The organism is Phyllobacterium trifolii (assembly GCF_014192095.1).
In the GTDB taxonomy this organism is placed as follows: Bacteria; Pseudomonadota; Alphaproteobacteria; order Rhizobiales; family Rhizobiaceae; genus Phyllobacterium; species Phyllobacterium trifolii.
In genome coordinates this window covers 1-17,887 of record NZ_JACHXN010000014.1, presented here as the reverse complement: position 1 = coordinate 17,887, position 17,887 = coordinate 1, and the positions used below count along the sequence as shown (strand labels likewise).

The following is a 17,887-nucleotide window of genomic DNA, read 5'->3' as shown; positions in this document are numbered from 1 at the left end:
ATGAGCTCAGAGTCCCTCTATATCCACGTCACCGATCAGCACGGCAAGCGCCATACGCTGGAGGCCCTTGAGGGCTTCCGCGTCATGGAAGTCATTCGCGATTGGGGGCTCGACATCAAGGCGGAATGCGGCGGCGCCTGCGCCTGCGGTACATGCCATGTCTATGTCGATCAGGATTGGTCAGAAAAGCTCTTTGAGCCGCTTGACGAGGAAGTCGACCAGCTCGACGTGACCTTTCACGTCGAGGACAATTCTCGTCTTTCCTGCCAGCTCATAATGACTGCAGAGCTCAATGGTCTCGAAATCACCCTGGCTCCCGACACCCAGCGGGAGAGCGTCGCAGCCTAGATTACAACGACGCGGGCGCCAACCGGCACCCGCGCATACAGGTCCATGACGTGTTCGTTGACCATGCGGATGCAGCCATTCGATACGGCGCGTCCTATCGTCCACGGCTCGGTCGTTCCGTGGATGCGATAATGCGTGTCGCGTCCATTGCGATAAAGATAAAGCGCGCGAGCACCTAGCGGATTGTGTGGACCGCCTGCGACACCCCCGGCGTAGCGCGCATATTTTTCCGGTTGACGCCTGATCATACCGTTCGTCGGGATCCACCGTGGCCATTTCGCCTTGCGGCCGACTTTCGCGACGCCATGGAAGACCCGGCCAGCGCGTCCGACCCCAACGCCATAACGCCGCGCGGTGAAGCTGTCTTCGATCAGGTAAAGGAACCGGCCACGAGGGTCGATCACCACTGTGCCCGGCGCATAGGATGAATCGTACGATACATATTGTGGGCTGAATACCGGATTGATGACAACGATTTTCTTCTTCTTTGGCGCCGCCAGTGCAGCCTGCGGCGCCAGCGCAGCTGCAAGTATACCGGTAAGAACACCGCGCCGTGTCAGCATATCAAACCCCAAGTTTTCTGCTGTCCATCCTTTGGACACTACTCGCTCAAGGGGATTTTGTCCGAGAATTACTTATTGATGGTTTACGCGATTTCAACTTTCCGTGAATAAACAACAGGATAGGCTTGGCAATCTAGAGAACCTCACGGCAGGCGCGCGACGCGTTCGGTCAAAAGATCGAAGAAGCCTTCATCGTCGACATGGCGGATATAAAGCGCGTTCTTGGGGCGATCGGTCACGCCCCACCAATCGACAACGGTCATGCCGAGCGTCAAGTCGTTTGTGGCGTCGACGACGACGTTGCAATGCCTGCCTCGGTAGAGCTCCGGTTTCATCACGTAGGCGATGACATTCGGATCATGCAGCGGACCGCCATCCCGGCCGTACTTTTCCTCGTCAAACCGTTCGAAGAATTCCAGAAGCGCAACGGAGGCGTCACCGGCCTTTGTCCCCATTGCCCGAAAACGCTCGATACGCTTGGCGGTAGTCAGCGTCTTGTGGGTTACGTCGAGTGGCAGGATGACCACGGGAACGCCCGACCGGAGCACGATCTGCGCCGCGTGCGGATCCACATAGATATTGAACTCCGCCGTCGGTGTAATGTTGCCGCCTTCGAAGAACCCGCCGCCCATGAGCACGATTTCCTGGATACGGGGTGCAAGCTCCGGGGCGCGAATCAAGACTTGTGCAATGTTCGTGAGGGGTCCAAGTGCGCATAGCGTAACACTTCCCGTTTCCTCCTTGCGTAAAGTCTCGATGATGAAATCAACCGCGTGCTTATCTTGCAGCAGCATCGCCGGTTCCGGCAGATCAGGGCCGTCGAGCCCCGTCTTTCCGTGCACGTGTTCAGCCGTGACCAGCGGGCGCATCAAAGGGCGATCGGCGCCGGCGAAGACTCGCGCGTCAGGACGGCCGGCAAGCTCGCAGATCTTCCGTGCGTTCAATTCGGTCAAAGCCAGTGACACATTGCCGGCTACAACCGTCACTCCGAGGACTTCCAGTTCCGGGCTGGCAAATGCTAGAAGGATTGCGAGAGCGTCGTCTTGGCCGGGATCCGTATCGATTATGATTTTACGCGTCATTTCTTACTTTCTTTAGGCCTTAAATCGGCACTCTCTTGAAGTCTGCAGTTCAATCGCCATATCAATGAACAGAAGTGAAATGCCTTAACATCACGGGTTTTGCTTTTAGGTCGCTTTTCTCAAGGACTGCACAAATGACACGAATGACACCGTTTTCAAGCCCCTTGTTGCTTGGTTTCGATTCGATGGAAAAGACGCTGGAGCGTATCGCCAAGTCCGGCGACGGCTATCCGCCTTATAATATCGAGCGTATCCGCGGCAACAATGACCGTGAACAGCTTCGAATTATTCTCGCCGTTGCGGGTTTTTCCAATGACGATCTCGAAGTGACCACGGAAGACAATCAGTTGATCATTCGCGGCAGGCAGGCCGAAGAAGAGACCCGCGAATATCTGCATCGTGGTATTGCCGCACGTCAGTTCCAGCGCATCTTCGTTCTTGCCGATGGAATGCGCGTCAGCGCCGCCACTTTGAAGAATGGGCTTCTGTCGATCGATCTCGACCGGCCGGAACCCGAACGATTGGTCAAACGCATTAACATTGCGGTTCAGGACTAGTCGTAGCTCTAACTGGACAGGGCCTAAGAAAGGACTGTCCGAACATGGAGGCTATTATGCAAACTACCGATCACAAGAATCTCCTGACCGAGCTTGAATTTGCGCGCCTTGGCGCTGGCCAGGTGGCTTACATGCGCAAGGTCAAAACCGATGACCTCGCCACCAGCTTTCCGGCACTCCCGCCGATGACGCCGGGCGTCGAGCTTTGGGCGCTTTTTGCGGCCAATGGCGAGCCGATCGTGCTTTCCGATGAACGCGACAATGTGCTTGTCGGCGCGCAGGAACACGAATTGCGCACCGTGATGCTGCAGTAGTCAATCAAAGCGCGTGGTTCGGCGGCTTGCCGAGCCACGCATCTGCATACGCTAGCGCGGCAACGCGCCGCGAACTTTGAGCTCCATTCCCCTTTGCGCCGGCGACAAAAGGCATTAAACAGCATCTGTTGCCCGCTTGCATTTTAGGAGAGCTCGATGACAATCATCAAGCCAAAACTCGTCACCGTTTTCGGAGGCTCCGGCTTTATCGGTCGTCATGTCGTGCGTGCGCTGACCAAGCGTGGCTACCGCGTTCGCGTTGCCGTCAGACGCCCTGATCTCGCATTCGATCTGCAGCCGCTTGGCGGCGTTGGCCAGATCCAGGCCGTACAGGCAAATCTGCGTAACCGCGCTTCGGTCGATCGTGCGGTTGCCGGTTGCGACCATGTGATCAATCTCGTCGGGCTGCTGTTCGAAGGCGGCAAGCAGAAGTTCAGCGTGGTGCATGATTTCGGTGCCCGCGCGGTCGCGGAATCGGCCCGTGCGGCGGGCGTCCCCCTGACACATATGTCGGCGATTGGCGCCGATGCCCGTTCTCATTCCGCCTATGCCAGCACCAAAGGCCGCGCCGAGGCAGCCGTGCACGATACGCTACCGGACGCCATCATCATTCGCCCGTCCATCGTCTTCGGGCCTGAAGACGATTTCTTCAACAAATTTGCCGGCATGGCGCGCATTTCGCCTTTCCTGCCGCTGATTGGCGGCGGCCACACCAGGTTCCAGCCGGTCTATGTCGGTGATGTCGCCGAAGTCTTTGCACGTTCGGTCGATGGCACTCTCAAGCCAGGCGAAATCTACGAACTTGGCGGCGCAGAAGTCCTGACGTTCAAGCAATGCCTCGAGGAAGTGCTGCGTGTCACTGGCCGCAAGCGCATGTTCGTATCGATCCCGTTCTGGATCGCCAGAATTCAGGGCTCTATCCTTGGCTATCTGCCAAAGCCACCACTGACAAAGGATCAAGTCTTGCTCCTGCAGCACGATAATGTGGTGTCGCGCGCAGCAAAAGAAGAGGGCCGCACCCTCGAAGGGCTTGGAATCCGGCCGCAGACGATCGAGACCATCCTGCCGTCATATCTCTGGCGTTTCCGGAGCCACGGACAATATTCCAGCCAGACACCCGCTTAATTTAGGGATGAAAGTTGCCGCCTGCACCCTCCCCCTTGTGGGGAGGGAGGCTGCGCAGCAGCAGGGAGGGGTCCTTTTACGCCACTAACATCCTGCCGACCCGCTCTGGCATTTAAGAATCCCCTCCCCGGACCTGCGGTCCGTCCCTCCCCACAAGGGGGAGGGTAAAGAGCAGTGCTTCCTTACCGCATCAAAATCAGCGCGACCAATCCGAGCGTCCCAACGACCAGCCGCCACCATGCGAACAATGCAAAACCGTGACGCGAGACATAGTCCAGCAAATACCGGACGACGAAGACGCCTGATATGAATGCCGCGATAAAGCCGATAATGATCAACGACGCATCGTTCAAGGTCAGTATGTGGCGGTTCTTGAAGAGATCGTAGGCGAAGGCGCCGGCCATTGTCGGCATTGCCAGGAAAAATGAAAATTCGGCTGCCGAGCGCTTGTCAGTTCCGAGCAGCAGCGCTCCGACGATCGTCGCACCAGAACGCGACGTACCGGGAATCATGGCAAAGCACTGGATCAGGCCGATCTTGAAGCAGAGACCCAGCGGAAAATCCATGACATTGGTATAGCGCGGCTTCAGTTCGACCCGGTCGACCCAAAGCAAGATCAGCCCGCCGATGATGAGCATCACGCAGATCAGCATGGGCGATTCGAACAGTACGGTCTTGATGATGTCATGGGCGAGCGCCCCGATAACCGCAGCAGGGAGGAACGCGATAAGGACGCCTGTAACGAAACGGCGCGCTTTCGGATCGGTTGGAAGATCGCGCGCAATATTCACGAGTCGGCCGAAATAGACGCTCAGGATCGCCAGAATCGCGCCGAGCTGTATCAACACCTCGAACGTCTTGCCATTGGATTCGAAGCCGAGGAAATGCCCCGCGAGCAACAGATGCCCCGTTGACGACACCGGCAGGAATTCGGTTATTCCCTCCAGCAAGCCAAGAAAGGCCGCTTCGACAATCGTCTGTGTTTCCATAATTACCGCTTTCTTGATGGATGCCGGCTGGGAGATAACCGGCTGTTGGTGAAATCCTGTTTACTTGTCTCGTGCTAAGGTTGCGCCTATAGGTTTGGCGCAGGTCCGACGCGGCTGTCGCGAGACGACGGTGCGGATAAAATACCAGTTTGAAAGATTTACCAATCTGCCATGTTGACGCTCTTCCATCATCCCATGTCCACCGGCTCGCGCTACACCCGGCTTATCCTCAATGAATATGACATTGAAGTGGAGCTGATCGAAGAAAACAGCTGGGCACGGCGCAAGGAGTTTCTGGCGCTCAACCCGGCGGGGACCCTGCCGGTGCTTCTGGCCGAAGGCGATGTTCCGGTTTCAGGGGCTTCCGTAATCGCCGAATATATCGACGAAACACGCGGCGCGCTAAAGCGCAGCCGCCGGTTGTTTCCTGAAGATTCGCTCAACCGCGCCGAAGTGCGACGGCTGGTCGACTGGTTCCTTACGAAGCTGGAAAATGAAGTGACCCGGCATATGGCTCGCGAACGCATTTTCAAACTGCACATGACCGCCGAACAGGGTGGCGGAGCGCCGGATTCAGGCGCTATCCGTGCGGCCCGGACAAATATCACCCAGCATATGAAATATATCGACTGGCTGACGGCAACGCGCAACTGGCTGGCCGGACCGGCGCCGAGCTATGCAGACATGTCAGCCGCCGCTTCGATCTCGATTCTCGACTATCTTGGCGAAATCAAATGGGGCGAATATAAAGCGGCGCGCGACTGGTACACGCGGATGAAATCGCGTCCTTCGTTCCGGCCATTGCTGTCGGATCGGGTGCGCGGCTTGCCGCCATCGTCGCATTATGGCGATCTGGATTTTTGATAGCACCTACTTATCTCCCCCCTTGTGGGGGAGAGATATATCGGCGCATGCACAAGGTTCATGCAGGATGAACTCAAACCAACAACAGCGGCTGAAGCAGTTCATCCTTGAGGAATCGCGTGCGGCCGGCTTCGATCTGGTCGCCATCACCGGGCCGGATGCTATCCCACGCGCCGAAGAGCGCTTGCGCCAATATCTGGCGCTCGGACGCCACGCCAGCATGGACTGGATGCAGGAAACGGAAAAGCGCCGCGCCAGTCCGCACAATCTGTGGCCGGAGGTGCGTTCGATCATCGTGCTTGCCATGAATTACGGGCCGGACAGTGATCCCATGGCAATCATCAAGCACAAGGACAGGGCCGCGATTTCAGTCTATGCACAGAACCGCGACTATCATGACATCATCAAGGGCAAGCTCAAAGGCGTCGCCAGCCGTTTCGCCTCCCGCGCTGCGGGCGAAGATTTGAAAGTCTTCGTGGATACTGCACCGGTCATGGAAAAGCCGCTAGCCGAAGCCGCCGGCCTCGGCTGGCAGGGCAAGCACACCAATCTCGTCAGCCGCAGTCATGGCTCGTGGCTGTTTCTCGGTACGATCTTCACCACGGCGGAATTACCGCCCGATGAACGTGAGGCAGATCATTGTGGCTCGTGCCACGCCTGCCTCGACGTGTGCCCGACCAATGCGTTCCCGGCGCCCTATCAGCTCGATGCAGGACGCTGCATCTCGTATCTCACCATCGAGCACAAGGAGCCCATCCCGTTCGAATTTCGCAAGGCGATGGGCAACCGCATTTATGGCTGCGACGATTGTCTCGCCGTCTGCCCGTGGAACAAATTTGCCGAGACCGCTCGTGAGACCAAGCTTCAGGCGCGCGACGACCTGAAATCGCCGTCGCTCGCGTCGCTTCTGATGTTGGACGACGCGGCATTTCGCACGATGTTCTCGGGGTCACCGATCAAGCGCATCGGCCGGGACCGTTTCATACGCAATGTGCTTATCGCCAGCGGCAATTCCGGCGACCCGGGCCTGATCGAAACGGTCAAAACGCATCTCGCCGATTCCTCGCCACTTGTGCGCGGTGCCGCCGTGTGGGCCTTGAGTGAACTGATGGATGAAGACCGGTTCGCAGCCCTGCCCATGCACGGAGCCGCGCAGGAAAATGACGCGAGCGTCTTGACCGAGTGGCACAAAGCCGCGAAAAATCAATAATGAACATTTTTCTCTTCGGTGCCGGATATTCGGCGCGTGCCTTTGCCAAAGTCATTGATGGTCAAGCGGATTTCATCGGCGGGACGACGCGCGATAGCGCCAAATTTTCTGACCTCAAGAAGGATGGCATCACGCCGTTCCTGTTTCATGGCACCCACGCCTCGCAGGAGATTGTCGATGTCCTCGCCGGTGTCACGCATCTCGTCATCTCGACGTCACCCGGGCAGAGCGGCGATCCGGTGCTGGCACAATTTGGCAAGACCATTCGGCACGCCATGCCCAAGCTGCAATGGATCGGCTATCTTTCCACCGTCGGCGTCTATGGTAATCATGGCGGTGCATGGGTCGACGAGAATACGCCATGCCACCCGCTTTCTGCCCGTTCCACCGAACGTGTCGCTGCCGAGCAGGGCTGGCAGCAACTGGCGGATGAGCGCGGCGTTCCGCTCGCTATCCTGAGACTTGCCGGCATTTATGGGCCGGGCCGCAACGCTTTCGTCAATCTCGCCAACGGCAGCGCGCGCCGTCTGAACAAGACAGGGCAGGTGTTCAACCGTATCCACGTCGATGATATTGCCGGCGCTCTGGTTTTTCTCAGCCTGCGCAATGAGGCCGGCATTTTCAACATAACCGATGACGAACCGGCACCGCCGCAGGATGTCGTCGCCTATGCGGCGGAACTGATGGGCCTCGAACCCCCGGAAGAGACTGATTTCGATACAGCGCCGCTGACGCCGATGGCGCGCTCGTTCTACGGCGAGAACAAACGCGTTTCCAATAAACGCATCAAGGCGCTCGGCTTTTCATTCCGCTATCCCGACTACGGCACCGCCTTCGCGACCATGTGGCGCGATGGAACTTGGAAATAGTGCGGCCCGCTACCCTCCCCCTTGTGGGGAGGGACGGAGCGCAGCGACGGGGAGGGGTCTTTCTTTCGCAACAGCCGAAGTCTCAAAACCCCTCCCGGCTGCTTTGCAGCCACCCTCCCCACAAGGGGGAGGGTAAAGGACTGCGCATTGGAAGTCCGTCAGGGTGGATTGGCAAAGGTCTCTAGAACCGCGTTATCACGTTGATCCCCAATCCCTCGAAGCGATCCATCGCCATCAGCGCGGCGGGGGCATCATCCAGCGTGATCTCCTTGCCGATCAGCTTTTGCGGCTGCAGTTTCTCCGTTTCAAGCATGTCCATCAGCGCCTTGTAGCGGAATGCCTGCATGCCGTGACTGCCATAGATCTCGAGCTCATGCGCGATGACCTTGTCCATCGGGATCGGCGGATGCGCGTGGTCGCCAAGCATCAGCCCCACCTGCACGTGGCGGCCGCGGCGGCGCAGATTGGCAATGGAGTTGAAACAGGTCGAAGGATGGCCGAGCGCATCTATAGAGACATGCGCACCGCCCTTGGTGATTTCCCGCACCGCACCGATCACATCCTGCCTCTCGCGGCCATTTATCGTCGCAACGGCGCCAAGCTCACGGGCGAAGGCAAGTTTCTCTTCGGTCAGGTCGATGGCGATAACATTGGCACCCATCGCCGTCGCGATCATGATCGCCGAAAGACCAATGCCGCCGCAGCCATGCACCGCTACCCATTCACCCGGCTTGACCCTTGCCTGATCGACGACAGCGCGAAACGAGGTAACGAAGCGGCAGCCGAGGCTTGCCGCCGTGGCAAAATCCAGCGTATCGGGCAGCGCGACAAGATTGGTATCGGCAAAATCCACCGCAACATATTCCGCGAAGGAACCCCAGGCAGTGAACCCAGGCTGGAACTGGTTTTCACACACCTGATGGTTGCCGGAATTGCACTCGAAACAATGGCCGCAGCCGCCGACGAAGGGCACGGTGACGCGCTGACCGATCTTCCATTGCGTCACGTGCTTGCCGACAGCCTGCACGGTCCCGGCCAGTTCGTGTCCCGGCACATGCGGCAGGACGATATCGGCATCGTGCCCCATCCAGCCATGCCAGTCGCTGCGGCACAGGCCAGTCGCCTCGACCTTGATGACCACGCCCCTTGCCGCTGGCGAGGGGTCATCTACTGTCCGCACATCGGGCGTCTCGCCGAATTGCTCGAAAATGACAGCTCTCATGGGACGCTCCGTTCGATTCGCAGTTGTTCACCGCGCCATATTGCGACTTTGCAGCGAATCTGGCCATCATAAAGCCCGGATCGGCGACTCAATTTATCGCGGTCACTTGTGGGAATGGCAAATCATGAAATCGAAACCCTTGTTGCGTCTCGCGCTCGGCTTGCTCATTTCGTTCACCAGCGCCGTCGATGCCGTGGCGGTCGACGGTCCCGCCAAGCAATTGTTCGGGGCGCAGACCTTGCCCACCGTCGGCAAGGCGCAATCCGTGGGTTTCTATGCCAAGGGCTGCCTGGCCGGTGGCGTCGCCCTTCCGACGGACGGTCCGACCTGGCAGGTCATGCGCCTGTCGCGCAATCGCCGCTGGGGCAATCCCTACATGATCAGCCTGATCGAAAGACTGTCTCGCGACGCCGCCGTCAAGGCGAATTGGAATGGATTGCTGATCGGCGATATCTCGCAGCCGCGCGGTGGACCGATGATCACCGGCCATGCGTCGCACCAGATTGGCCTCGATGCCGATATCTGGCTGACGCCGATGCCGAAGAGACGCTTCACCGACCAAGAGCGGGAGACGGTTTCTGCAACCTCGATGCTCAAGGGCGATACACTCTACGTCGATCCGCAAAAATGGACCGCCTCGCGCACGGCCCTGTTGAAGACAGCCGCAACCTATCCGGAAGTCGAGCGTATATTCGTCCATCCCGGCATCAAGAAGCAACTCTGCGATACGGTACAGGGTGATCGCAGCTGGCTCGCCAAAGTTAGACCCTATTGGGGCCACTTCTACCACTTCCATATCCGAATAAAATGCCAGCCGGGTTCACCCAATTGCACGCCGCAACAACCGACGGGCAGTGACGATGGATGCGGCAAGCCCCTCGCATGGTGGTTTACCGATGAACCGTGGAGAAAGGCGCCGCCACCGAAGAAGCCGGTCAAGCCAAAGGTCATGATGCTGTCTGCTCTGCCGAAGCAGTGCGCGCAGGTGCTGGAGGCGCCCGGCCCGAAATCTGTCGAGGAAGTGACCTACGGCGTCCGTGGCAAGGCGGCCCAGCCCGCGTCCGTCGGAAATCCGCCTGCGTCGGTCGCAGAACCTGACGACGAAGAGGCGCCCGACAACCTACCGGTTCAGGGCCAATAGGCGCTGCAACCGCTGTTTGCAGCCAAGGTCTTTTTTCGTCCCGGTCTTTTCATGCCGTCATGAATTGAGTATAGGGTTTCAATCGATTTAGGGTTGGACCCGATACAGAGTTTTCATGACACAGCCATTTCGCCTCGCGCTGATAGCGCATGATCAGAAAAAGGACGACATGGTGGATTTTGCTCGCACCTATGAAAGGTTGCTTGCACCTTGCACGATCGTTGCCACGGGCACGACAGGCGGGCTCGTTCAGGAAGCTTGTCCTTCACTGACCATCACGCGAGTCAAGAGCGGACCGCTCGGCGGCGACCAGCAGATCGGTGCGTTGATTGCCGAGGGAAAGATCGACGGATTGATTTTCTTTGTCGACCCGCTGTCTCCCATGCCGCATGATGTCGACGTCAAGGCGCTGATGCGGCTCGCAAGCGTCTACGATATTCCGATGGCCTTGAACCGGGCGACTGCCGAGGTTCTGGTGCAAAAGCGAGGTTTGCTGCGCGATGACGCAGCGGAAAATACATTAGGGAAGCGATAATGGTTACACAGGCAGATACCGACCACATCATGAAGTTTCCGATCCTGGTTGGTGACATCGGTGGTACCAATGCGCGATTTGCCATTCTGGTCGACGCCTATGCGGATCCGAAGGAATTTCCGGTTCTGCAGACAGCCGATTATCCGACCATCGACGAGGCGATCCAGAACGCCATTCTAGACCACACCTCGATCCAGCCGCGTTCGGCGGTCCTGGCCATCGCAGGACCGGTGGAAGGCGACGAAATCGATCTCACCAATTGCGCCTGGGTGGTCAAGCCGCACCAGATGATGGAGACGCTCGGCCTGCGCGACATTACCGTGCTCAACGATTTCGAGGCGCAGGCGCTCGCTGTGGTCTCGCTAGAACCCAAGCATCTGGAAAAACTTGGCGGTGGTGCAGGCGATCCGCATGGCAGCCGCGCCGTGCTCGGACCCGGCACCGGCCTTGGGGTGGCAGGCATGGTCCGCGCACGCTCAAGCTGGGTTCCGGTTCCGGGAGAAGGCGGCCACGTGGATATGGGGCCCCGCACGCCGCGCGATCTCGAAATCTTTCCGCATCTCGAGCATATCGAGGGGCGCATCTCTGGCGAACAGCTGCTCTGCGGCCGTGGCCTGCAGAATATCTATCGCGCGATCTGCAAGGTTGCAGGCACCGATGCGACACTGCAGACGCCCGCCGACATCACTTCGGCCGGCCTTTCCGGAGAATCTGCGGAAGCCAAGGAAACGCTGGCGTTGTTCGTGACCTATCTCGGCCGGCTTGCCGGTGATTTCGCCCTGACATTCATGGCCCGCGGCGGCGTTTACCTTGCCGGCGGCATCGTCCAGAAGATCATCGAGCCATTGAAGGATCCGGCGTTCCGCAAGGCTTTCGAGGACAAGGCGCCGCACGGGGATATCCTGCGTGAGACGCCGGTTTATGTCATTACGCATCCGCTCGCGGCGCTCAGCGGCCTATCCGCGTTCGCGCGCACACCGACCCGGTTCGGTGTTTCCATTGAAGGACGGCGCTGGCGGCGCGACTAAATCCAGGGTCGGCACAAGAGCAACACTCGTCTACTCCCTGCGAAACCGCGGCCAAAACCGATAGGCAAGCCGGATCAATAACGCTATAGGGACTGAATAAGCGGCAAGAGCAATGCCTTGCCGGATTTTTCAGTACCAGCGAGTTGCCGCCTGTAATGAGCGAACAGACCAGGAAAAAGAAAATCGATCCATCCGAGGCGAAGCGCGTCATCGGCCGGGTTCTTGGCGAAAATGTCCGCGATCACCGCTCTTCCTATGCCATTGCCATCGTCGCCATGCTTGCGGTTGCCTGCACGACGGCTTTCGTCGCCTATATCTTCAAGGACGTGATCAACAAGATCTATTACGAACGCCGCGAAGACCTCATTCTTCCGATCAGTCTCGGCATTCTCGGTGCTTTCGTCATTCGCGGCATTGCAACGTATGTCCAGTCCGTGACGATGGCGAGAATCGGCAATAACATCGTCGCGCGTTATCAAGCCCGTGTCTTCGATCACCTGATGAAGCTCGGCCTCGACTTCTACCATGACACACGCTCCGGCCAGCTTGCCGCCCGTATCAACCAGAACGTTGGCGGCGTGCGCGAGCTTTTGGATATTGTCGTTACGACCATTGCCAAGGACGTGCCTACGCTGATCGCCCTCATCGTGAGCATGGTTCTGCTCGACCCATTCCTGTCGCTGATCGCGCTGCTCGTCGGGCCGCCGCTGATCCTTGTTGTCCGCTATCTGGCGAGACGCCTGCGCAGCATCCACCGCGAATCCGTGACACTGAACTCGCACCTGCTCGGCGCCATGCAGGAAGCGACGCAGGGCATCGCCATCGTCAAGGCGTTCACCATGGAAGACCAGCTGCGCATCAAGATCAGCGCGTTGATCAAGCGGGCTGAGGAGCGCGCCAACAAGATCGCCCGCGTTTCGGAGCGCATGACACCAATAACCGAGCTCATCGCCGGCATCGCAATCGCCTCGATGATCATCTACACAGGCTACCGCGCTGTCTACAATGCCGAGCCGCCCGGCGCCATGTTCGGCTTCATGACGGCTGTGCTCCTCGCCTATGATCCCGTGCGCCGTCTGGCGCGGGTCCAGGTTGGGCTCGAACGTTCGCTGGTCAATGCCCGCATGATCTACGAGATTCTCGACATCGAGCCGCGTCAGGCGGACAGCATCGGCGCCGTGCCAATCACCGTACAGAGCGGCGAGGTGCAATTCGACAATGTCACCTTCAGCTATGGCAATGGCGTGCCGGTGCTGCATGGCATCAGCTTTACGGCGGAAGCCGGCAAGACCACAGCCATCATCGGCGCTTCCGGCGCCGGCAAATCGACGCTGATTGGCCTGGTCCAGCGCTTTTACGATATCAATGGCGGACGTATCCTCGTCGATGGGCAGGATATTGCCTATGTCAGCAAGCGCTCGCTGCGCCAGTCGATCGCCTATGTCTCGCAGCAGCCCTATCTCTTCGAAGGAACGATCGCCGACAATATCCGCTATGGCCGCCCGGACGCGACCGATGAGGACATCATCGAGGCGGCAAAGCTCGCCAACGCCGATGAGTTCATCCGCCAGCAGCCTCAGAGTTATGGCACGGAAGTCGGCGAGAACGGCGTGACCCTTTCCGGCGGCCAGCGCCAGCGGCTTTCCATCGCCCGCGCCATCGTCCGCAATGCATCCATCCTGCTTCTCGACGAGGCGACGTCCGCACTCGACAATGAATCGGAAAAGCGCGTGCAGCAGGCACTGGAGCGCGTCATGCAAGGGCGTACCACGATCGTCATCGCCCACCGCCTGTCGACTATCGTCAACGCCGACCATATCGTCGTCATGGAGGCCGGACGCGTTGTGGAGGAAGGCGTGCACGAGACGTTGCTCGCCCGTCCCAACGGGGTCTATGCCCGCTTCTATCAATTGCAGGGCAAGGAAGAGTCGCCCATCATCGATGACAGCGAAGAAATACTACATCGAATAGCGAGACCAGCCGAATGAGCCCAGCGGAACAGCCCACGACGCCAATGAAACTTGCCGTTGTCGGCGCAGCAGGGCGCATGGGCCAGACGCTGATCCGCGTGATCCACGCCACCCCCGGCGCGATACTTGCCGGAGCCATTGAACGGCCCGGCTCACCCCATATCGGCAGTGATGCGGGTGATCTTGCCGGCGTCGGCAATCTTGGCGTCTCGATCACGGATGACGCGGCAGCAGCGTTTGCCGGCGTCGAGGGCGTGCTCGATTTCACGACGCCTGCCGCGAGTGTGGCGTTTGCCGAGCTGGCGGCACAGGCACGTATCGTCCACGTCATCGGCACGACCGGCTGCACAAGCGAGGACGAGGTCAAGATTGCCGCAGCCGCCCGTCATGCGGTCGTCATCAAATCCGGCAATATGAGCCTTGGCGTCAATCTGCTCGCCGTCCTCGTCAAACAGGCGGCGCGCGCGCTCGGCGCGGATGATTTCGATATCGAGATTCTTGAAATGCACCACAAGCACAAGGTTGATGCGCCCTCGGGCACCGCGTTGCTGCTGGGCGAAGCCGCCGCCGAAGGCCGCGACATAGGGCTCGGCCAGCACAGCGTCCTGGTGCGCGACGGTCATACCGGCGCACGCGAGAATGGCACGATCGGTTTTGCCGCGCTGCGCGGCGGCTCCGTCGTCGGCGACCACTCCGTCATCCTTGCCGGCCAGGGCGAGCGCATCACCCTTTCGCACCATGCGGAAGATCGCACGATATTCGCGCGCGGCGCCGTCAAGGCAGCGCTTTGGGGCAGAAGCCGCAAACCCGGCCTTTATTCCATGGCCGACGTTCTCGGCCTCAATCAATAGCTTCGATCAACAGGAGAATTTGCAATGTCCGGAACCCTCGTCCTTGTCCGCCATGGCCAGAGCGAATGGAATTTGAAGAACCTCTTCACCGGCTGGCGCGACCCCGCGCTGACCGAGCTCGGTCACGAGGAAGCCAAGGATGCCGGTCAGCGGCTGAAGGCCATGGGCTTGCATTTCGACATCGCCTTTACGTCGGTGCTTTCTCGCGCCGAGGCGACCCTCGATCACATTCTCGAAGAGATCGGCCAGACCGGCCTTGAAACAGTCCGCGACCAGGCCTTGAACGAGCGCGATTATGGCGACCTGTCCGGCCTCAACAAGGACGACGCTCGCGTCAAATGGGGCGAAGAGCAGGTGCATGTCTGGCGCCGGTCTTATGACGTTCCGCCGCCCGGCGGTGAAAGCCTGCGCGATACCGGTGCGCGCGTCTGGCCCTATTACATGCACGACGTGCAGCCGCACGTGCTGCGCGGCGAAAATGTGCTGATTGTCGCGCATGGCAATTCCCTGCGCTCGCTGGTCATGGCGCTGGAGGGCCTGACGGGCGAGGAGATCGTCGAGCAGGAGATCGCGACTGGCGTTCCGATCGTCTACAAGCTCAACGCGGATTCGACAGTCGCTTCCAAGGAAGTTCTCGAGGGCTGACCGGCCTACGCCCAGGCTCTGTCGAGATTCACATCAGGCGAAAACGGTGGTTTTCGAGCACCGGAGCGCAGAAGAACGCTGTTTGCAGGCGGGCATGGCATGAAGCTGACGATCGCTGACGAATTCCCCGGCAAATGGATTGACAGACTCTGAAGCGCCCCTTACATGGAACCCCGCTGCCCAGATGGCGGAATTGGTAGACGCGCACGGTTCAGGTCCGTGTGCCGCAAGGCGTGGAGGTTCGAGTCCTCTTCTGGGCACCAAATTCCCATTTCACACCGTCCAATACGGTACTGAAATCAGACAAAAAAAGCCCGGTTTTCCGGGCTTTTTTGTTTTCTGGCGTCCGCTGCCGTCCTATTGCAACCCTAGCGACGGCTGATGGGACAGACGTTCCTTTGAAAATCCCGATAACGGCACATTTCGGCTTATGCCTAAATCTCCGGAATTCCGAGAGATCAGTTTCACGTCGCGGAACAGCTTCCCACAAGAGTGACGATTTAGTCTAGGCGGCTGATGCGGAAGGCCGCATTGCACCGCATAGATGTGTGCGGTGTTAGCGAGGACATCACAACACTGTTACCACAGTTGCATCATCGGGTTGTCGGATTAACCCCGCGCGGATCGTCGTTCGACTAAGTGCGCTGGTTGCGTGCTTGTGAAAGGAAATGTCATGTCGATGTTGGAAACGCTTAACTTCCTCGTCACCTCGTCGCTATTTCTAACCTTGCCTGTCTGGGAGGGAAATCTGTGTAGCTACCCAGCACTGAATAGCGGTGGAAAAACGCGCCACACGGCCCCTTAAGCGCTGTATCCGGCTGATGAGAACGTCAACTCTGTCTGTCAAAAGGATCGTCATGACAGCCACTCGACCCCCAAAAGCAACGCGGCGCGAATGGTTCGGGCTTGCCGTGATCGCGCTGCCCTGCCTGCTCTATTCTATGGACTTAACGGTCCTCAACCTCGCAACGCCGCATCTCAGCGCCGATCTTGAACCAACGAGCTCGCAACTGCTGTGGATCGTGGATATTTATGGCTTTCTGCTCGCCGGCTGCCTTGTCACGATGGGGAGCTTGGGCGACCGTATCGGCCGTCGCAAACTGCTGCTGATTGGAGCCATGGCATTTGGTGCGGCCTCAGTGCTGGCCGCCTTTTCTACCAGCGCAGCAATGCTCATAGCCGCCCGGGCCGTGCTGGGCATTGCAGCCGCCACACTCGCCCCGTCGACACTTTCCCTTATTCGTAACATGTTCTTGGACGAGCGCGAGCGGACCTTTGCGATCGGCGTCTGGATCGCCAGCTTTTCGGCCGGCGGCGCAATCGGTCCGCTAGTCGGCGGCGTTCTACTCACCTATTTCTGGTGGGGATCGGTGTTCCTCATCGCGGTTCCAATCATGGCGCTGCTGCTCGTGCTTGGCCCAATTTACCTACCCGAATATCGTGATCCTGAAGCCGGACGGCTGGATATCATAAGCGCAGCCCTATCGCTCGTTTCCGTTCTTGCCGTGATCTACGGGATCAAGCAGGCGGCCGAAATCGGCTTTAATTGGGTTACGCTTTTGAGCGTGGCAACGGGCGTGGTCTTCGGTGCCATGTTTGTCCGGCGCCAAAAGGTACTGCGCGAACCCCTGATTGATCTAGAGCTGTTCCGTCAGCCGGCCTTCAGCGCCGCCCTCGCCGTCAATGTGATCGGTTTCTTCGTTGCCTTCAGCGCTTTTTTGTTCATCGCACAGTTTCTTCAACTGGTGTTGGGTCTCACGCCTTTCGAGGCGGGCCTCTGGAGCGTACCCTCAGGGCTCGCCTTCGTTGCCGGCTCGATGCTGACGCCGCTCCTCGTCAAAGGACGCCGGCCGACATCCGTGATGGCAACAGGCTTTTTACTTGCGGCGGCGGGTTTCTTAGTTCTTACCCGCGCCGGCGAGCTGGCCACGCTCCCGACAATTATCATCGGCTACACCGTCTTCTCTCTGGGGCTCGCACCGGTTTTCACCTTGGCCACCGACATGATGGTTGGCTCCGTTCCACCCGAGAAGGCCGGTATGGCCTCCGGCATCGCCGAAACCAGTAGCGAGTTCGGGGGCGCGCTCGGCATTGCCCTCCTCGGCAGCCTTGTTACGGCGATTTATCGGAGCCGGGTAAACAATGCTCAGCTGGATGGGATGCCGGTGGAGGCGGTCGAGATGGCTCGCAACACACTCGGAAGTGCGGTCACCGCGGCGCGGCAAATCCCCAAGGAAAATGGCGACGTCTTGCTTATGATAGCCCAAGATGCGTTTGCGGGAGCCGTCACGTGGGTTTTCGCGGTGAGCGCCGCGTTCGCCCTCCTCGGGGCGCTCCTCACTGTTCTGGCGATTGGTCGGCGGCATCCCGGTTCGAGGTCTTCCCGAGCTCGGGGCCACAGGACCAAATGGGGGAAATCTGGAAGAAATGCCTAACATCGAAGGAGCGAAATGATCCGATCCTCGAATGGCCGCTTTGCGCCGATATCGTTGAAAAACTCGGAGTTTGAGCATCCTCGACGCTCTGCGCGAGGTTTTTCAGGACGTTTGCAAGGCGGCCCTGACTCTGACGCGG

Annotated in this window: 18 protein-coding genes and 1 tRNA gene; 15 read left to right on the top strand and 4 right to left on the bottom strand. The window is 59.0% G+C overall.

Annotation, left to right across the window (positions count from 1 at the left end; translation table 11 throughout):
- Entirely contained in the window at positions 1-348 is a 348-nt protein-coding gene (locus tag FHS21_RS19710; RefSeq protein ID WP_112551609.1) for a 2Fe-2S iron-sulfur cluster-binding protein, read from the top strand.
- Here FHS21_RS19710 and FHS21_RS19705 read toward each other — a convergent pair.
- Together FHS21_RS19705 and FHS21_RS19700 are read right to left on the bottom strand one after the other, a co-directional pair.
- The gene (locus FHS21_RS19705) at positions 345-911 is read right to left on the bottom strand and encodes a L,D-transpeptidase (protein ID WP_112529550.1); all 567 of its coding nucleotides are present in this window, start codon (positions 909-911) and stop codon (positions 345-347) included. The genes FHS21_RS19710 and FHS21_RS19705 overlap by 4 nt on opposite strands.
- Positions 912-1,054: 143 nt before the next feature.
- Positions 1,055-1,993 (bottom strand): nucleoside hydrolase, encoded by a 939-nt coding sequence (locus FHS21_RS19700; protein WP_183663724.1) that lies wholly within the window; start codon positions 1,991-1,993, stop codon positions 1,055-1,057.
- Positions 1,994-2,127: 134 nt separating this feature from the next.
- Here FHS21_RS19700 and FHS21_RS19695 point away from each other — a divergent pair, with 134 nt between their 5' ends.
- The 3 genes from FHS21_RS19695 to FHS21_RS19685 all read left to right on the top strand — a co-directional run bounded on the left by FHS21_RS19695 (position 2,128) and on the right by FHS21_RS19685 (position 3,989).
- On the top strand, positions 2,128-2,550 hold the full coding sequence (locus tag FHS21_RS19695; protein WP_112529546.1) for an Hsp20 family protein: 423 nt from the start codon (positions 2,128-2,130) through the stop codon (positions 2,548-2,550).
- Positions 2,551-2,606: 56 nt separating this feature from the next.
- Positions 2,607-2,864 carry a BQ00720 family protein gene (locus tag FHS21_RS19690; protein WP_112529544.1) on the top strand — a complete coding sequence of 86 codons (258 nt, stop codon included), beginning with the start codon at positions 2,607-2,609 and terminating at the stop codon, positions 2,862-2,864.
- A 156-nt stretch (positions 2,865-3,020) separates the two neighbouring features.
- Positions 3,021-3,989, top strand: coding sequence for a complex I NDUFA9 subunit family protein (locus FHS21_RS19685; RefSeq protein ID WP_112529542.1), 969 nt, complete (start codon positions 3,021-3,023; stop codon positions 3,987-3,989).
- Positions 3,990-4,171: 182 nt separating this feature from the next.
- On the opposite strand, the gene FHS21_RS19680 is transcribed toward FHS21_RS19685, so the two are convergent.
- The gene (locus FHS21_RS19680; protein ID WP_112529540.1) at positions 4,172-4,978 is read right to left on the bottom strand and encodes an undecaprenyl-diphosphate phosphatase; all 807 of its coding nucleotides are present in this window, start codon (positions 4,976-4,978) and stop codon (positions 4,172-4,174) included.
- Positions 4,979-5,149: 171 nt separating this feature from the next.
- On the opposite strand from FHS21_RS19680, the gene FHS21_RS19675 reads away from it, so the two are divergent.
- The 3 genes from FHS21_RS19675 (at position 5,150) to FHS21_RS19665 (ending at position 7,921) form a co-directional block, all read left to right on the top strand.
- Entirely contained in the window at positions 5,150-5,842 is a 693-nt protein-coding gene (locus tag FHS21_RS19675) for a glutathione S-transferase family protein (RefSeq protein WP_112529538.1), read from the top strand.
- Between the two features lie 67 nt (positions 5,843-5,909).
- Entirely contained in the window at positions 5,910-7,052 is a 1,143-nt protein-coding gene (queG, locus tag FHS21_RS19670; protein WP_183663722.1) for a tRNA epoxyqueuosine(34) reductase QueG, read from the top strand.
- Complete coding sequence (locus tag FHS21_RS19665; protein ID WP_183663720.1) at positions 7,052-7,921, top strand: SDR family oxidoreductase; 870 nt, start codon at positions 7,052-7,054, stop codon at positions 7,919-7,921. The genes queG and FHS21_RS19665 overlap by 1 nt, the downstream gene beginning before the upstream one ends.
- A gap of 181 nt (positions 7,922-8,102) precedes the next feature.
- Here FHS21_RS19665 and FHS21_RS19660 read toward each other — a convergent pair whose 3' ends face one another.
- Positions 8,103-9,143 carry a zinc-dependent alcohol dehydrogenase family protein gene (locus FHS21_RS19660; protein WP_112529532.1) on the bottom strand — a complete coding sequence of 347 codons (1,041 nt, stop codon included), beginning with the start codon at positions 9,141-9,143 and terminating at the stop codon, positions 8,103-8,105.
- 124 nt (positions 9,144-9,267) lie between these two features.
- Between FHS21_RS19660 and mepA the strand changes: the two genes are divergently transcribed.
- The 8 genes from mepA (at position 9,268) to FHS21_RS19620 (ending at position 17,748) form a co-directional block, all read left to right on the top strand.
- A complete protein-coding gene (gene mepA, locus FHS21_RS19655; protein ID WP_183663718.1) occupies positions 9,268-10,284 on the top strand; it encodes a penicillin-insensitive murein endopeptidase in 1,017 nt (338 codons plus the stop codon).
- Between the two features lie 115 nt (positions 10,285-10,399).
- Complete coding sequence (locus FHS21_RS19650; protein ID WP_112529530.1) at positions 10,400-10,819, top strand: methylglyoxal synthase; 420 nt, start codon at positions 10,400-10,402, stop codon at positions 10,817-10,819.
- Positions 10,819-11,847: a glucokinase gene (locus tag FHS21_RS19645; protein ID WP_112529528.1), complete on the top strand. Its 1,029-nt coding sequence runs from the start codon at positions 10,819-10,821 to the stop codon at positions 11,845-11,847. The genes FHS21_RS19650 and FHS21_RS19645 overlap by 1 nt, the downstream gene beginning before the upstream one ends.
- A 155-nt stretch (positions 11,848-12,002) precedes the next feature.
- Positions 12,003-13,835 carry an ABC transporter ATP-binding protein gene (locus FHS21_RS19640; protein WP_112551611.1) on the top strand — a complete coding sequence of 611 codons (1,833 nt, stop codon included), beginning with the start codon at positions 12,003-12,005 and terminating at the stop codon, positions 13,833-13,835.
- Positions 13,836-13,861: 26 nt separating this feature from the next.
- Positions 13,862-14,668 (top strand): 4-hydroxy-tetrahydrodipicolinate reductase, encoded by an 807-nt coding sequence (gene dapB, locus FHS21_RS19635; protein WP_183663803.1) that lies wholly within the window; start codon positions 13,862-13,864, stop codon positions 14,666-14,668.
- Positions 14,669-14,692: 24 nt separating this feature from the next.
- The gene (locus FHS21_RS19630) at positions 14,693-15,313 is read left to right on the top strand and encodes a 2,3-bisphosphoglycerate-dependent phosphoglycerate mutase (protein WP_112529522.1); all 621 of its coding nucleotides are present in this window, start codon (positions 14,693-14,695) and stop codon (positions 15,311-15,313) included.
- A gap of 178 nt (positions 15,314-15,491) precedes the next feature.
- Positions 15,492-15,576: transfer RNA gene (locus tag FHS21_RS19625), tRNA-Leu, on the top strand.
- A gap of 594 nt (positions 15,577-16,170) precedes the next feature.
- Positions 16,171-17,748, top strand: coding sequence for an MFS transporter (locus FHS21_RS19620; protein WP_183663716.1), 1,578 nt, complete (start codon positions 16,171-16,173; stop codon positions 17,746-17,748).
- The last annotated feature ends 139 nt before the right edge of the window (positions 17,749-17,887 follow it).

Excerpts from the sequence above, each read along its gene's own strand:
- FHS21_RS19630 (WP_112529522.1), top strand. The coding sequence starts at position 14,693 with ATGTCCGGAACCCTCGTCCTTGTCCGCCATGGCCAGAGCGAATGGAAT.
- queG (WP_183663722.1), top strand. The coding sequence starts at position 5,910 with ATGAACTCAAACCAACAACAGCGGCTGAAGCAGTTCATCCTTGAGGAA.
- dapB (WP_183663803.1), top strand. The coding sequence starts at position 13,862 with ATGAAACTTGCCGTTGTCGGCGCAGCAGGGCGCATGGGCCAGACGCTG.
- FHS21_RS19620 (WP_183663716.1), top strand. The coding sequence starts at position 16,171 with ATGACAGCCACTCGACCCCCAAAAGCAACGCGGCGCGAATGGTTCGGG.
- FHS21_RS19665 (WP_183663720.1), top strand. The coding sequence starts at position 7,052 with ATGAACATTTTTCTCTTCGGTGCCGGATATTCGGCGCGTGCCTTTGCC.
- FHS21_RS19680 (WP_112529540.1), bottom strand. The coding sequence starts at position 4,978 with ATGGAAACACAGACGATTGTCGAAGCGGCCTTTCTTGGCTTGCTGGAG.
- FHS21_RS19690 (WP_112529544.1), top strand. The coding sequence starts at position 2,607 with ATGCAAACTACCGATCACAAGAATCTCCTGACCGAGCTTGAATTTGCG.
- mepA (WP_183663718.1), top strand. The coding sequence starts at position 9,268 with ATGAAATCGAAACCCTTGTTGCGTCTCGCGCTCGGCTTGCTCATTTCG.
- FHS21_RS19705 (WP_112529550.1), bottom strand. The coding sequence starts at position 911 with ATGCTGACACGGCGCGGTGTTCTTACCGGTATACTTGCAGCTGCGCTG.
- FHS21_RS19660 (WP_112529532.1), bottom strand. The coding sequence starts at position 9,143 with ATGAGAGCTGTCATTTTCGAGCAATTCGGCGAGACGCCCGATGTGCGG.
- FHS21_RS19700 (WP_183663724.1), bottom strand. The coding sequence starts at position 1,993 with ATGACGCGTAAAATCATAATCGATACGGATCCCGGCCAAGACGACGCT.
- FHS21_RS19650 (WP_112529530.1), top strand. The coding sequence starts at position 10,400 with ATGACACAGCCATTTCGCCTCGCGCTGATAGCGCATGATCAGAAAAAG.
- FHS21_RS19685 (WP_112529542.1), top strand. The coding sequence starts at position 3,021 with ATGACAATCATCAAGCCAAAACTCGTCACCGTTTTCGGAGGCTCCGGC.
- FHS21_RS19710 (WP_112551609.1), top strand. The coding sequence starts at position 1 with ATGAGCTCAGAGTCCCTCTATATCCACGTCACCGATCAGCACGGCAAG.
- FHS21_RS19640 (WP_112551611.1), top strand. The coding sequence starts at position 12,003 with ATGAGCGAACAGACCAGGAAAAAGAAAATCGATCCATCCGAGGCGAAG.
- FHS21_RS19645 (WP_112529528.1), top strand. The coding sequence starts at position 10,819 with ATGGTTACACAGGCAGATACCGACCACATCATGAAGTTTCCGATCCTG.
- FHS21_RS19695 (WP_112529546.1), top strand. The coding sequence starts at position 2,128 with ATGACACGAATGACACCGTTTTCAAGCCCCTTGTTGCTTGGTTTCGAT.
- FHS21_RS19675 (WP_112529538.1), top strand. The coding sequence starts at position 5,150 with ATGTTGACGCTCTTCCATCATCCCATGTCCACCGGCTCGCGCTACACC.